This is a genomic window from Pandoraea bronchicola, from assembly GCF_902459805.1.
GTDB classification, from domain to species: Bacteria; Pseudomonadota; Gammaproteobacteria; order Burkholderiales; family Burkholderiaceae; genus Pandoraea; species Pandoraea bronchicola.
Window position 1 is genome coordinate 182,895 of record NZ_CABPST010000007.1, and the last position, 14,872, is coordinate 197,766.

The 14,872-nt window shown below is 64.3% G+C and carries 13 protein-coding genes; 11 read left to right on the forward strand and 2 right to left on the reverse strand.

The features are described 5' to 3' along the window. Positions 1-80: 80 nt before the first annotated feature. The 9 genes from PBR20603_RS14990 (at position 81) to PBR20603_RS15030 (ending at position 10,298) form a co-directional block, all read left to right on the forward strand. Complete coding sequence (locus PBR20603_RS14990; RefSeq protein WP_150560304.1) at positions 81-1,403, forward strand: MFS transporter; 1,323 nt, start codon at positions 81-83, stop codon at positions 1,401-1,403. 231 nt (positions 1,404-1,634) lie between these two features. Further along, positions 1,635-5,315, forward strand: coding sequence for a hydantoinase B/oxoprolinase family protein (locus PBR20603_RS14995; RefSeq protein ID WP_150560305.1), 3,681 nt, complete (start codon positions 1,635-1,637; stop codon positions 5,313-5,315). A gap of 158 nt (positions 5,316-5,473) precedes the next feature. Beyond that, positions 5,474-5,881 carry a hypothetical protein gene (locus tag PBR20603_RS15000; RefSeq protein WP_150560306.1) on the forward strand — a complete coding sequence of 136 codons (408 nt, stop codon included), beginning with the start codon at positions 5,474-5,476 and terminating at the stop codon, positions 5,879-5,881. Further along, positions 5,878-6,402, forward strand: coding sequence for a hypothetical protein (locus tag PBR20603_RS15005; RefSeq protein ID WP_150560307.1), 525 nt, complete (start codon positions 5,878-5,880; stop codon positions 6,400-6,402). The genes PBR20603_RS15000 and PBR20603_RS15005 overlap by 4 nt, the downstream gene beginning before the upstream one ends. Before the next feature lie 83 nt (positions 6,403-6,485). Beyond that, a complete protein-coding gene (locus PBR20603_RS15010; RefSeq protein WP_150560308.1) occupies positions 6,486-7,115 on the forward strand; it encodes a hypothetical protein in 630 nt (209 codons plus the stop codon). Beyond that, a complete protein-coding gene (locus PBR20603_RS15015; protein WP_246174702.1) occupies positions 7,112-7,627 on the forward strand; it encodes a tetratricopeptide repeat protein in 516 nt (171 codons plus the stop codon). Before PBR20603_RS15010 ends, PBR20603_RS15015 begins: the two co-directional genes overlap by 4 nt. Continuing rightward, complete coding sequence (sctE, locus tag PBR20603_RS15020; protein ID WP_150560309.1) at positions 7,624-9,132, forward strand: type III secretion system translocon subunit SseC family protein; 1,509 nt, start codon at positions 7,624-7,626, stop codon at positions 9,130-9,132. The genes PBR20603_RS15015 and sctE overlap by 4 nt, the downstream gene beginning before the upstream one ends. 58 nt (positions 9,133-9,190) lie before the next feature. Continuing rightward, positions 9,191-9,865: a hypothetical protein gene (locus PBR20603_RS15025; protein ID WP_150560310.1), complete on the forward strand. Its 675-nt coding sequence runs from the start codon at positions 9,191-9,193 to the stop codon at positions 9,863-9,865. A gap of 4 nt (positions 9,866-9,869) precedes the next feature. Continuing rightward, a complete protein-coding gene (locus PBR20603_RS15030) occupies positions 9,870-10,298 on the forward strand; it encodes a hypothetical protein (RefSeq protein WP_150560311.1) in 429 nt (142 codons plus the stop codon). A 146-nt stretch (positions 10,299-10,444) separates the two neighbouring features. Here the strand turns inward: PBR20603_RS15030 and PBR20603_RS15035 are convergent, their stop codons facing one another. Next, positions 10,445-11,908 carry an SLC13 family permease gene (locus PBR20603_RS15035; RefSeq protein ID WP_150560312.1) on the reverse strand — a complete coding sequence of 488 codons (1,464 nt, stop codon included), beginning with the start codon at positions 11,906-11,908 and terminating at the stop codon, positions 10,445-10,447. A 217-nt stretch (positions 11,909-12,125) separates the two neighbouring features. On the opposite strand from PBR20603_RS15035, the gene PBR20603_RS15040 reads away from it, so the two are divergent. Then, positions 12,126-12,863, forward strand: coding sequence for a helix-turn-helix transcriptional regulator (locus PBR20603_RS15040; protein ID WP_246174704.1), 738 nt, complete (start codon positions 12,126-12,128; stop codon positions 12,861-12,863). Then, positions 12,860-13,195 (forward strand): GIY-YIG nuclease family protein, encoded by a 336-nt coding sequence (locus PBR20603_RS15045; protein WP_150560314.1) that lies wholly within the window; start codon positions 12,860-12,862, stop codon positions 13,193-13,195. Before PBR20603_RS15040 ends, PBR20603_RS15045 begins: the two co-directional genes overlap by 4 nt. On the opposite strand, the gene PBR20603_RS15050 is transcribed toward PBR20603_RS15045, so the two are convergent. Further along, entirely contained in the window at positions 13,167-14,441 is a 1,275-nt protein-coding gene (locus PBR20603_RS15050; protein WP_150560315.1) for a serine hydrolase domain-containing protein, read from the reverse strand. The two genes, PBR20603_RS15045 and PBR20603_RS15050, sit on opposite strands and share 29 nt — an antisense overlap. Positions 14,442-14,872: the final 431 nt, after the last annotated feature.

The following is a 14,872-nucleotide window of genomic DNA, read 5'->3' on the forward strand; positions in this document are numbered from 1 at the left end:
CCAATCCCACACGCACATGCCCTTGTGCGGATTAGTCGACATCACACGCAAGTCAGGACATCACCGGAGCCTTATCTCTCATGGAAAGCAAAACCCCACTCGCGCCCCCCGTTGCGCCGGCCCCGTCCGCCTCTCCTGAGGCAGGCGGCAGCCTGTTCGGCTGGTACGGCGACGCTACGCCGCGCGAAAAGCGCGCGTTCTGGAGCTGTAAGGTCGGCTACATGCTCGACGGCATGGACACCCAGATGCTGAGCTTCGTCATTCCGACGCTTATCGCCACATGGGGCATCAGCCTCGCGGACGCCGGCTTCATCGGCACGGTGACGCTGCTCGCCTCGGCGCTCGGCGGCTGGGTCGCCGGCATTCTGTCGGATCGCATCGGCCGCGTTCGCACACTGCAACTCACGGTATTGTGGTTCGCCGTCTTCACCGGGCTTTGCGGCCTTGCGCAGAACTATCACCAACTGCTCGTCGCGCGCGCGCTCATGGGCTTTGGCTTCGGCGGTGAATGGACGGCCGGCGCCGTGCTCATCGGTGAAGTCATCCGTGCACGTGATCGCGGCAAAGCCGTGGGTCTCGTGCAATCGGGCTGGGCCATCGGCTGGGGTTTGACGGCAATTCTCTATTCGGCGCTGTTCTCGCTGCTGCCCGCCGAGATGGCCTGGCGCGTATTGTTCCTGGTCGGCCTGCTGCCCGCGCTGCTGGTGCTCTTCATCCGCCGCTATGTGCAAGAGCCCGAGGTGTACCAGAAGGAGAAGGCCAAACAGTCGCCGGACGACGCGCCGGGACTGGCGGCCATTTTCAGCCCGGCACTGCTCTCCACGACGATTCGCGCCGCGCTGCTGACCACGGGGGCGCAAGGGGGCTACTACGCCATCACGACGTGGCTGCCCACGTTCCTGAAGACAGAGCGTCATCTCACGGTGATGGGCACCGGCGGCTATCTGGCCATGATCATTTTCGGTTCGTGGGTCGGCTATCTGGCCAGTTCGTATCTGACCGACCGCCTGGGCCGCAAGCCGAACTTCATTCTGTTCGCGGTGGGCTCGATGGTGATCGCGTTCTCGTACACGTCGCTGCCGCTGACCGACAGTGCGATGTTCTGGCTCGGTTTCCCGCTCGGCTTCTTCGCTTCGGGCATTTTCAGCGGCATGGGCGCGTTCCTGACCGAACTGTTCCCGACGCGAGTGCGCGGGTCCGGACAGGGCTTTTGCTACAACGTTGGCCGTGCCGTCGGTGCGCTGTTCCCGTTCCTGATCGGCATGCTCTCGAAGCAATACGGTCTGGGTACGACGATCGGCATCTTTGCCGCGGTCGCTTACGGCGTGCTGATCATCGCGGCGCTCACGTTGCCCGAGACGCGCGGCCGCGAACTCGAGTCGCTCGAGTCGCACACGGCGTAACACCGCGCCGTGTGTGCCGGTGAACTATCGCGGCAGCCGTCGCTGCCGCGTTCGATGACCTTTTCTTAACGCTCCCACACTAACCAGAGTGACGTGTGCGTGGCCCTGCCGGACGATGTCAGGCAGGCCCGCGCCGGGAGACGTGCGCCCCGCGCCAACATGAACCATCGACGGGGCACCGCACCGTCTGCCCTTCGATTCTCGTTTGACCATTGCTTTGCGAGTGACACCATGACGAACGCTCTCACGCCCCCCGCCCAAAACCGCGCGCCCGCACATCAGACACCTTCGCGCTGGCAGTTCTGGATCGACCGAGGCGGTACCTTCACCGATATCGTGGCGCGCCGCCCGGACGGCACGCTCATCACGCACAAGCTGCTCTCCGAAAACCCGGAGCAGTATCGCGACGCCGCCGTCGCAGGCATTCGTCACTTGCTGGGCCTGGCACCGGGCGAGCCGATTACGCCCGAACAAGTCGACATGGTGAAGATGGGAACGACCGTGGCGACCAACGCGTTGCTCGAGCGCAAAGGCGAACCGCTCGCGCTGGTGACGACGCAAGGCTTTCGCGATGCGCTGCGCATCGCGTATCAGAACCGGCCGCGCCTGTTCGATCTCGACATCGCGTTGCCGGAAGCGCTGTATGCGCAAGTCGTGGAAGTCGACGAGCGGGTCGGTGCGCACGGTGAAGTGGTGCGTGAACTGGATCTCGACGCGGCGCGTAGCGCACTCGAAGCGGTCTACGCAAAGGGCATCCGCGCGCTTGCCATCGTGTTGATGCACGGCTATCGCTATCAGGCACACGAAAGGGCGCTGGCGACGATGGCGCGTGTGCTGGGCTTCACGCAGATATCCGTCTCACACCGTGTCTCGCCGCTGATGAAGCTCGTCTCGCGCGGGGATACCACCGTCGTCGACGCCTATCTGTCGCCGATTCTGCGTCGCTACGTCGAGCAGGTCGCGAAGGAGATGCCGGGCGTCAATCTGCAATTCATGCAGAGCAGCGGGGGGCTCACGCGTGCCGACAACTTCCAGGGTAAGGACGCCATCCTGTCCGGCCCGGCAGGCGGCATCGTCGGCATGGTGAGGGCGTCGAGCGCGGCCGGCTTCGACCGGGTGATCGGCTTCGATATGGGCGGCACGTCGACCGATGTGTCGCATTACAACGGCGAATTCGAGCGCGTTTTCGAGACGCAAGTCGCCGGCGTTCGCATGCGTGCACCGATGATGAGTATTCACACCGTGGCAGCCGGCGGCGGCTCGGTGTTGTCGTTTGACGGCACGCGTTTGCGCGTGGGGCCGGACTCGGCCGGTGCGAATCCCGGGCCAGCGGCGTACCGGCGCGGTGGCCCGCTTACCGTCACGGACTGCAACGTCATGCTCGGCAAAATTCAGCCCGCGCACTTCCCGAAGGTGTTCGGACCGAACGCCGACGAGCCGCTGGATCGCGACGTCGTCGTCGCGAAGTTTACGGCGCTGGCCGCCGAGATCGAGCAGGCGACGGGCCGGCGACAGACGCCCGAAGCCCTTGCCGAAGGCTTCCTGGAAATTGCCATCGGCAGCATGGCAAACGCCATCAAGAAGATCTCTGTGCAGCGTGGTCACGATGTGAGCCGCTACGTGCTGACGACGTTCGGCGGCGCAGGGGGGCAACACGCCTGTGGCGTGGCCGATGCACTCGGCATGACGAAGGTCTTCGCGCATCCGTTGGCCGGGGTGCTCTCGGCGTATGGCATGGGGCTCGCGGATCAGACGGCGATGCGCGAGCGCATGATCGAAGCGCCACTGTCCGACGAGGGATTGCGTGCGCTCGACGATGCGCTCGCCGCGCTGGCGGGCGAGGCGGTCAACGCGCTGCTGTCGCAAGGCGTGCCGCCATCGCGCATCGAGACAGTGCGTCGCGTTCATGTGCGTTACGCCGGAACCGATTCGGCGCTGGCCGTGCCGTTCGGCGACGTTGCGCAAATGCGTGCCGCTTTCGAAGCGGCTTATCGTCAGCGGTACTCGTTCCTGATGGACGGTGCGGCGTTGATTGTCGAAGTGGCCTCGGTCGAAGCCATCGGCCACTCCGACGCCCCGGTCGACATCGCCCCGCTCGAGACGCGCATGTCGGGTGCGCCGAAGGTCGTCGATCACGTGAAGCTGTATGCGAGCGGGGCGTGGCACGAGGCGGCGCTGTTTGCCCGCGACACGCTGCTCGCAGGCGACACCATCGACGGGCCCGCCATCGTCGCAGAAAAGAGCGGCACGACGGTGGTCGAGCCGGGATGGCAGGCTGAGATGACCACGCAGGGCAATCTCGTGCTCTCCCGCGTGGTGCCGCGCGAGACGCAACGTGACGCCGGGGAACGCGCAACGCAGGCCGATCCGGTGCGCCTCGAGATCTTCAACAACCTCTTCATGTCGATCGCCGAGCAGATGGGGCTGCGTCTGCAGAACACGGCGTATTCGGTGAATATCAAGGAGCGTCTGGACTTCTCGTGCGCGCTGTTCGACCGGGAGGGCAACCTCATCGCCAACGCGCCGCACATGCCCGTGCATCTGGGATCGATGGGCGAGAGCATCAAGACCGTGATCGAACGCAATCGCGGGGCGATGCGCGAGGGCGACGTCTTCATGCTCAACGACCCATATCACGGCGGTACACACCTGCCGGACGTCACGGTGATCACACCGGTCTTCGTGACGGGCGAGGGCAGCTGCGCGGACGATGCGGCCGAACCACTCTTCTATGTCGGCTCGCGCGGCCACCACGCGGATATCGGTGGCATCACGCCGGGATCGATGCCACCCGACTCGACGCATGTCGAGGAAGAAGGCGTGCTCATCGACAACTGGCAACTGGTTGCCGCGGGCGAACTGCGCGATCGCGAAACACGCGCACTGCTGACCGGAGCACGCTATCCGGCGCGCAACATCGACCAGAACATGGCCGATCTGCGCGCGCAAGTGGCCGCGAACCAGAAGGGCGTAGATGAGCTGCGCCGCATGGTGAACGAGTTCGGACGCGATGTCGTGCTTGCTTACATGGGGCACGTGCAGGACAACGCCGAAGCTGCCGTGCGACGCGTGATCGGTGCGCTGGCCGACGGTCACTATCGCTACGCACTGGATAACGGTGCGGTGATCGAGGTCGCGATTCGCGTCGATCACGCGACACACGCGGCAACCATCGACTTCACGGGAACGTCGGCCCAGTTACCCAACAACTTCAATGCGCCGCGCGCGGTGTGCATGGCCGCCGTGCTGTACGTCTTCCGCACGCTGGTCGATGACGACATCCCGCTCAATGCGGGCTGCCTGAAACCGCTGACGGTAATCGTGCCGCAGGGCTCGATGCTCAACCCTGTGTACCCGGCAGCGGTGGTGTCGGGCAACGTGGAGACGTCGTCTGCCATTACCAACGCACTTTACGGTGCGCTGGGGCGCGTGGCGTCGAGTCAGGGCACGATGAACAACTTCACGTTCGGCAACGAGACGTATCAGTACTACGAGACCATCGCGGGCGGCAGTGGCGCGGGCGAAGGGTTCCACGGGGCAGACGCCGTGCAGACGCACATGACGAACTCGCGTCTGACCGATCCGGAGGTGCTGGAGTGGCGCTATCCGGTGCGGCTGGAGAGTCACCGGATTCGCGCCGGATCGGGCGGTGCGGGGCGTTGGCATGGCGGTAACGGTGCTGTGCGGCGCATTCGCTTCCTCACTCCGATGACGGCGTCGATTCTTTCGAACAACCGCGTCCACGCACCGTTCGGTGCGCAAGGGGGGGGCGTCGGTGCGCTGGGGGCCAACTATGTCGAACGGGTCGACGGCTCACGTGAGGCGCTGGCGCACATCGGACGCACGCAGATGCAGCCGGGCGACATCTTCGTCGTGGAAACGCCGGGCGGAGGTGGCTTCGGCGCGGCCTGAGCGATCTGCCATGAGTGAACACGGCGCGCGGATGGGAATTCGCTGAAGCGCGGCGTGATACCGGAAGGGAATGCTGCCTTTGCAAAGGCGAGCGCCGAGCGTCTTCGTACGATGCGTTATGTCTTGATTGACTGACCGCAACATACGGAGGCGCTCTCATGTCTGACCCGTTGCAACACGCGACTCTCACGTCCGCCGCATCTACCGATCCGGAACCCTGCGTGGCAGATGCGCTTCTCGTTCAGTACGAACGCGCGTGTGCCGAAATGCAGTTGGCGGGGCGTAAGTTGCATCGCCAGATGCAGGAGTACCAGGCGGTACTCGACGAAGTCGCACGTCTCGAAGCGTCGGGCACATCCGATGCCCGTGAAAAGCTCAAACGCCTCGAAGCGCTCGTCGAGAGTGAAGCGTTTCAACGCGACGAGCGCGAGATCCGGCGCATGACCGCAGCACTTGCGCACACCATCGAGCGGATGCGCGCCGACGCACCTGTGCCGCTCGACGATACCCCCACCCCGGCCGCGAAACGTGTGCTAGCCGTGCGCCTGAGACGAGGTTGCGCATGATCGATCGAGTGTATGGCGCGCCGCCGCCCACGCCGCCCTACGGCGTGTCTGCAATCAGCGCGGCTCCTGCCGCTACCCAGAATCCGCTGCTCTCGACGATGGGCGTTGCCCAGTCGCGATTGAGCACGTTGCAGTCGATGGCTGACGCTTGGCTTGTGTCGGCACAGACACGCGTGAACGTCGCGCGGGAAGCCAGCGGTTTTGCAACGTTGGTCAATGAGATGGCGCAGCGTGCGTCGACTGGAGCCAAGCAGGAAGTGCTGCCGCAAGCATTGCGTGACTTCGCCGTTGAGCACGCATTGGTGCCGCCGCAGGCCGCCAGTGAGCCGATGGATGCCGCAGGTCTGCAAAACCTCGAGTCGCAGCTTCAGTCACTGGCGCTGACCGATGGCGCGTCGAGCACCCGTGAGCAAATCCAGCTCAAACGCTTCGTGACCAGCTACGACAACACGCTCACGCTTTACAACGCCGTGATCGCCCGGCTTGGCGAAGTCACGAAGAAGATCGTGAACAGCATCTGAGCGGTGGCGCACGCGCGCCATCGAATGTCGTATGCCGTTCGTTTGCCCAGCCTCGATTCCCCTCACTTCAGGATGAAAGCCCCATGACGACTATCCAGCGGTACGTTCCTCCTCGCCTTGTTCCCCTGCAAACCGGCCTCACGCGTGACGTCAACGTCGGTGGCATTACGAAGTCGCTCGACTTTCACGGCACGCTGGCGCAGTACGCGATGCTGATGATGGAGATGAACAACGGCGAAGCACAAAACATGATTCAGGAAATGCAGCGACGCCAGAAGGAGGGGCAGGAGGCGCGCGAAGTGTCGAATCTGATCGAATCGCTGATCAATGAGATCGGCTCGAACACATCGACGAAGAAGTTGGTCGGCGACGGCATTCGCGGCTTCTTCGACAAGCACAGCATCGAGATTACCGTGTACGGCGACGGCACGAAGAAGACGATGATGCAATGGGAGGGCCGCGACAAGCGAGTCGGCGAGAATGGCTACACGACGCCGACGGGTAGCAACGCGCAATATACGGCCGCCGATCTGCGCACGCTGAAGGCCGCCGCCGAGGGGTTCACCGAGCAGGCGTCCGATAGTCGTACCGTCGACCAGATCAAGATCAACAAGAAACTTCAGGAATACAACGGCGCCTCGACGCTGGTGAACACCATCTACAGCTCGCAAGGCTCGCAGCTCAACCAGATCAACGGGTCGATGCGCACGTGAGCACGCCAACGCCCCAGGAAGCCATGCCGCCGGAAATCGACGCGGACGAAGCGCAAGGCATCTTTTCGCGATTCTTCGAAAGCGGCGGCGCACTGCGCATGCTGGCCGACCTCGACGAGGACGATCTGGCGCGCGTGCGTGCGCATGCGGGTCAGCGCTTCGCGCAAGGTCAGATCGCTGCGGCGCAATGCGTGTACTTCGTGCTCGCCACGCTCGATCAATGGTCGTTCGACGACTGGTATGGACTGGGGCTCTGCTACCAACGACTTGGGCAACATGAGCAGGCGTTGCCATGCTTTGCGAAGGCGGGTGTGATCCGCGTTTCGGACCCGCGCCCGCCGTATCTCGCCGCAATGAGCTACGAGCATACGGGCAACCGGGAATTCGCACGCAAGTCGTACGACGCCACGTTGCGCGTGTGTGGCCAACTGCCCGAGCACGACGCGCTGGCGCGTTCGGCGCGCGCCCGACGCGACGCGCTGAACGCCTCTTCGGAACCTCAAACAACATGACAGTCATTCATTCCCCACGGGCCGCCTACATGCCGGCCTGGACCGGCAGCATTGCCGACGCGCCCGCCGCCATCTCCGCAGACGAATCGATCGAATCTGACGATGCTGCTCGCAAGCGTCGGCAGCGGACCGACTGGCTCCGTACCGAGGACTTCGCGCCGGATACACCGACCGGCGTCGATTGGCGCGACGCCGATGGCGCGTTCTCGCGCTTGCTGAATCATCTTTTCTCGGCGGGCAGCGGGCTGGCCGCAGATGCGCTGCGTTCGTCCAACCCGCAAGGCGCCACAGACCTCTCTGCACTCGAAAACGTCGACCCGTCTACGCTCGCGATGATGGCGTCGATGCTCGCGATGGACGCATTGGGCGACACGGCCAAATCCACACAGCGTGCGCTGGAGTTGCTGGGCGTGCGGCAGGAGAAGCTGCGTCAGGAAGACATCAAGAAGTATCGCGAGCAGATGGACGCGAAGACTGAAGATGCGAACAAGGCGCGTAAGGGCGGCATCTTCGGTGTCGTGTTCGATTGGCTCATCGCGGCGGTCGACGTCGTGGTTGGCGCGGTCAAGGTGGTGACGGGGGTTCTGACGATGAACCCGCTGATGATCGCCGGTGGCGTGGCCGATGTCGGTGCCGGGATAGCCGGGCTCGGCGTGGCGTTCCACAAAACGATGGCGCTTGTCGACCCGAAGAACGCGGCTTATCACGAGAAGGAAGCCGCCAAGTGGGGGCATGCGCAGTTGGCGTTCCAGATGCTTGGCATGGTGATCGGCTTCGGCACCTCGGTTCGGGGCTTTCTTGCCAAGCGCGCGACGACCAAAGCCGCGAGCCGCGTGTTCAAGGCGGGCGCGGGTGAAGCGCTGGAGCAAGCGGTCAAGTCGGGCGATAAAGCTGCCATTGGTGCGATCAAGACGCGCGTGGTCTCGGAGATCGGATTCGTTGTCGGCAACGAGGTCGGCAAGCGCGTGGGCCAGTCGCTGCTGCAGAACGGAACCCAAGGCGCGCGCAGGCTGGCGAAGGCCGGCTTCAATCGCATGGCCGAGCAGTTCACGCAGCAGATGGTCGAGCAGATGGCCTCGCGCGCTTTCGACAAAGTCGTGAAGAACGCGGCGAAGCAGGTCGCGCGCGGCAAGGCCGTGAGCGCCAAGGGACTGACGCAATCGTTCACCTCGGGCATGAACGTGCAAGGTTACTTTGCGCTGGCGCGCGGTTCGTGGTCGCTCTCGACGGCGGTGCGCGGCGTGTTCTCCGGCGCCAACGCCCTTGGGCAAGGAATCGTCGGCGTGCAGCGCTCGAAACTGCAACTGGAAGCCCGCGATCTCGCTGTCGACATGATGTGGTTGCAGATGCTCATGCAGATGAACGGCGACGACAAGAAGCGTGCGGCGAAGTCGATGGAGACGTTAGTGGGTCAGCAGAACGATATCGCCGTTTCGGCCGGCGAGCAGGTCCAGAAGACCGGTGAGATGCGCATTCGAATGGCCGCCTCAATCGCCAGAGCGTGAGTGCGGCCGACTTTCCAGACGCGGTATCCACCGCGTCTTCCCTATACGGAGTGATGACATGACTACTGCATTGAGCCCGACGTTTCCCGTGCATCGCCAGATGGACAGCATGGCCTTCGACGCCCGGCAACGCGCCGGGTCCGGGAGCGAAGATTCGCAAGTGCTGCCGCGTATCCGCGAGAAGGTCGATGGACTACAGTCCGCCCAGGCGCTCATCGCGCTGTTTCTCGCCATGCGAATTGCCGAACGCAACACCGATCAGTCGTACCGCACGCGTCATGATGCGATGGTTTTCGAGCGTGGTCTGACGGCGCGCTCTGAAAAGTACAAGGCCAATCAGTCGCACTATTACGCAGGCCTGAACTCGGCCGTCGGCGGCATCGTTTCAGGGACCTTCTCTCTGGTGGGGGGTGTCGGCTCCGGCGCCGCCGGCTTCGGCGGTGAGCTCGGCAAGCTGAGAACGGTTGGCACCGCGGTCGGTGAAACGACGAAGGGTTTCAGCCAGTTCGTGAAGTCGCCGTTCGATGTCGTGTCGAACAACGATTCGCTCGCCGGGCGCGATAACGATGTGCTTGGCGAGTTCGAGATGTCGCTCACTGACGAGACACGTCGCACCAACGATCGGCTGCGTCAGCGAATCGATGCGACGAGCGCCGATATCCGTGACGTGTCGCGCTCGATGTACGGCATGATCGGGCAGCAGGTCACGAAGATGTACGAAACCATCCGATAAGCCCATGACAGTCTGCGAGCGCGCCGTTGCGGCATTTTTCAGGACTCACCGTTTTACGGCGCGCGTCGAAGTCTGCGAGCGCACGCGCATCGCAGTGGGACAGCGCGTCGAGAATGGCGAGCTGTCCCTTTGTCATCGTCTCGATAAAGTGGCCTCGGGCATCGTCCTGACGATCACCGATTTCCGGCTGAGTCCCGAGTCGAAGTCAGGAGAGCACGCCGTGCGGCGTTTCTGCCAACTGATTCGGACGCTGCTGCGCACGGTGCCCCACGTAGGCTACGTTCGCGGCATGATCCTGCCCGGCGTGAGCGATGCCCGAGTTCGCGCTGTCCGTCTGCGGCTCGGTGCGGTTCTCGAACGCGAAGGGGCGTTCTGGCGAGAGGAAGACGGCGACCGCTGGCTGGTCTTCTGCCGCGAGCACAGCCGGAGATAGGCGCGAGGTACTTGGCCTCTCTCGTCACGTGAGTGATGGTCGCGATCTTGTGCGTCTGCGACATTTTTGAAGGCGTGCGCCAGCGCTACGATTCTCTCCGGTGATGCCATTGACGATCTCCCAAACGTGCCCTGCGTTGGGGACATTCAGGGGAGCATGCCGAGCACACGCCACCAGAGATAGTCGAGGGGGAAGAGGAGCACGAGCGTAATGATCGTCATGACGACGGTCAGCCGGGTGCCATCGCGCATGCCGACGCCGCCCAGATGCATCGCAATCATCATCGGCGGGCTTTGATATGGCAGCAGCACGGTGGAAAACACCGGCACTTGCAGCATCAGGACGGTATAGAGCGGCAGGCCGCTGGCTGCGGAAAGCTGGCCTGCCAGCGGGGTCAGCACGGCGGGCAGGCCGGGCAACGTCGCCACGAGTCCGATGGCAGCGCCGATGGCGATCAGCCACGCCGCATTGATCGCCGGGGTGCCCGGCGCCATGCCGACCGCATCCAGACAAAGCCGCGCCACTTTTTCTCCCAGTCCCGTATCTGCCACCACTGCGCCGACGCCGAGAAAACCCGCGACGTAGACGAGCGGTGTGATGTGCATCTGTTCAGTGAATGTCTTCGGCGTGACGATGTGAATCGCGGGCAGCAGACAGAGAATGGCTGCCGCCACGGAGATCCATGCGGGGGAGATGCCGTGCCATGCGTCGGTGGCGAACCCGGCGAGGGCCAGGGCGAGCAGGACCGACAGGCGTCGCGCGTCGCTCGAGAGCGGTGGCGGTGTGGTGCTCGAGACGTTGTTGAGCGGACCGTCGTCAGGGAACAGGCGGCAGATCACCCACACCAGAATCGCGGCCTTGAGCGCGCCGAGCACCGGGAAGTGCAGCAGCAGATACGGCGCGTAGTGCAGCTTCACGCCATAGAACGAGTCTGCGGCGCCCATGAGCACACTGTTCGGAATGTTCGCGGGCAGGATGGTCGTGGGCGGCATGTAGCTCGCGGCGGCGACGGTCATCACGAGGCCGGTGCGTCCGCGCCGTCCCTCGGTGAGGCCGATGCGCTCGGCGAGCGCAAGCACGATCGGGATGAGCAGCAGAATGCGGCCGGTCGTGGACGGCATGACGAAGGCCAGACCCACGCACGCGACCATCACGGACGCGACGTAACGCGGATACGTCGGACGCTTCAGCGCGAAGACCGTCGCCGCGAGACGCGAACCGAGGCCGGTCGTGCGTACGGCGATGCCGGTGACGGCACCGCCGAAGACAAGCCACCACGCAGCCGAATGAAAGCCCGCAAAGATCACTTCCGGCTTCGCGACGTGAAGCAGCACGGCGAGCAGGAAGAACGTCAGTGTCGTGATCGGTTCCGGGAACATGCCGAATGCCCACGCGCCGATCGTGAACAGCACGAGCACGGCCGCTTGCGCCGCCGTGGGCGACAGACCGAGCGTGGTGCTGCCGTGGCTCGCTGCCCAAAGGGCGAGCGCGAGCAACGCGTAGGCGGCATAACCGCCGAGCGCGCGCAAGCGGGCACGTAGTTGTTCGCGACGCAGCGTGTCGGACGCGGACGGCAGGTTCGGTGTCTCGGGCGAAGCGGATTCGGTCATGGCGCTTGTCGTTTTGATGATGGGCCAGAAGGGGGCGTTATGGGGCCGGACGGAAAGCCGGACGGCTTGCATCGTGACCGGCATATCGTATGCTAGCGACTCTTCGAGCATCACTCCGATCAGGACAAATACCATCGCGAACATGCCACGCTCTGCGCCAGCGCTTGTCACGCGCCCCAATTTCTTCCCAGTGCCGCGTACGGCGCCGAGTCGCGAGGTGCCCGTCATCGCGCATCTGCGCACGCCACCGCCCGACGCGTTGATCGAGACACATAGCCACGCCTGGGGCCAGGTCATCTGCTTGCAGCGGGGCGGCCTGCGTGTCAGGGCTGGCGAGACGAGCCTGATCGCGCCGGTGTTTCGCGCTGCGTGGGTGCCGGCAGGCATGTCGCACGAGGTCACCGTACTTGGCGAAGCGCAGTTCTATGCCGTGTACCTGTGGCCAGACGTCTCGCCGCTCCCGCCCGACAGGTGCCTCGTGCTGGGCGCGTCGCCCTTGTTGCGCGATCTGGCGGCGGCGCTGGCCGGCGGTATCGCCGCAGACGATCGTCGCCATGCGCTTGTCATGAACTTGCTGTTGGAGGAGCTTCGCGCGGCACCCACGGCGTCTCTCGATCTGCGCATGCCGGACGATCGTCGTTTGCGCCAGCTGTGCGAAGCGCTCATGGAGCGCCCCGAAGATGACCGTTCGCTCTCGCAGTGGGCCGAGGAGGTGGGTGCTTCCGAGCGCACGCTCGCGCGCTTGTTCGGCACGGAGCTGGGGACGAGTTTTGGTGCGTGGCGCCAGCAGGTGCGGTTGGCGCGTGCCGTCGACTGGATTTCGCGTGGCATGCCGGTGGCCACCGTTGCAACGCGACTGGGATACGCCAATCCGGCGGCGTTCTCTGCAATGTTCCGCCGGGCGCTCGGTGTGTCGCCGCGCGAATTCACACGCGACGAACGAACGAAGTCATGACCGCCGCAACGCCTAAGCCGTGGTTCCTCTACCTGCTCGAGTGCGCGGGCGGGCGCATCTACACCGGCATCACCGTCGATGTGGGCGCGCGTTACGCGGCGCACGTCGCGGGCAAAGGCGCGCGCTTCACGCGGGCCTATCCCCCTTCGCGCGTACTGCTCTCGCTGACGTTCGCCGATCGCTCGGCGGCCTCGCGCGCCGAGTACCGCGTCAAACAACTGAGCGCCTCGCAGAAACGTGCGCTCATCGCCGGTAAGTTCGTATGCGATTTCGGCGACGTCGGCGTCGATGCCGCCCCCGGCCTCAAGGCACCAGCCGCGCCTGACGAATGATCCGGCGCACGTCGCGCTGAAGCGCGCCGAACTGGCCGCGCGACGGAATGGGCGATACCACGAGCGCCCAGCTATCGCCGGGCACGGTCTTCTCCACCACCGTGTAGTAGGTCGACTGCGTGCGGAAGAAGTCGGCGATGCCGTCGTGGCTGATGCGATAGCTGCGCTCGCCTGCGCCCGCCAGCAGGAAGACCCCGAGCGTGTAATACACGTCGCGATCGGCATTGACCGGACCGGACTGCTTGTCGAGCAGCAGCGTGCGCAACGTCTTCTCGGTGAGCAGGCTCGGGTGGCGAATGTCGAATACCTGCCACACCTTGAGCAGCGCGCCCGTCGACATCTGCCATCCCGCAAACGGCGCCAGCAAACGCCAGCTATCGGGCAGCTTGGCATCGGTCACGCCGAGCGGCGCGAAGATGCTCGTCTCGCAGAATGCCTTGTAGTCCTGGCCGGAGACGGCTTCGATCACCATGCCGAGCAGCAGATACGACACGTTCGAATAGACGAAATCCGTCTTCCCGCTCGAATGTCCGGCTTCGCCCGCGTCGAGGTAGTTGAAGAAGTCGGCACTGCCGCCGACGCGCCGGATCGCAAGCCCGCTGAACAGGCCGTTGACAGGATCGTTGAAGCCGTTCGTGGCCAGGCCCGCGCGATGCGCGAGCAGGCGTCGCACGGTCAGCTCGCGCAGCGACGGGTCGAGCGGCTTGCCGTGTTGCTTCGAGTAAGCGTCGAGCAGGTCGCCGAGCTTGGCATCGAGCGAGAGCTTACCCTGCTGCACCAGCAAGGCAATGCCGATGGCTGTCACCGACTTCGACAGGCTGGCCACGGGCAACAATTGCTGGACCTCGTCGCCGGACGTGGCGGCTTCGAGCACATCCCCGGCATCCGATTCGGTGCGCAACCAGACGTGCGACAGGTTGTAGCGCTCCTTGAGCTGCGCCACGCCCTGCGTGATAGTCGACTGCCCGATCGGGACGGCCGGCTTGATCGGTGTGGCGGTGCCGGACGACGGCAGCGCGACGACCACATTGGCCGCGCTCGCGGCACCTGCCGGCGAAGCGGTTTGTGCGAGCGCATGGCTCGCCATCATCAGCGTGACAGTGCCCAGCAGGAAACCCAGGGCCGCGCGGCGTGCAGACGCACCGCATCGACCCATAGCACGCACGACGGCATGCGAATGGCATCGCAATGCCAACGGCGTGATCAGACGTGCCCCTGCCGGACGGCGATGCCGTTCGACGTTCATTTCAACTCCCCCCGCGCACGATGCTTCGAACCGTGAAGCGACTCTCTTCGGAGTCAAAATGGTTCGGTGTGCGCACGTGCCGCATTTGCGGCGATCTTCGAGATCGAAGTTTAGGAAAAACTTCGCTCAAGTACCTAGTAAAAACCCGGCATTTTACATTAAGTTGCAGATATCACGGTTGCGCACCCATAGTCGTGCGCAATCGCCCCGGCCGAGCCCCGTGCGACGGGCACGGCGAGCACGTTCTCGCCGATATTGCGCTGCCGAAAGCTTCTCGCCTCTTGAGAAATTGCCGGGATCGACCGCCACGCGGGCCTCACAGGGCATGACGGCCGTTTTGCCAGCCGCCACCGACAAGACCTGTCACGCATCGCGGTGTAAGCTATCCGTCGAACAGGCTCCGACTCGCCCACAGGCCGCAGGGGCGGCGT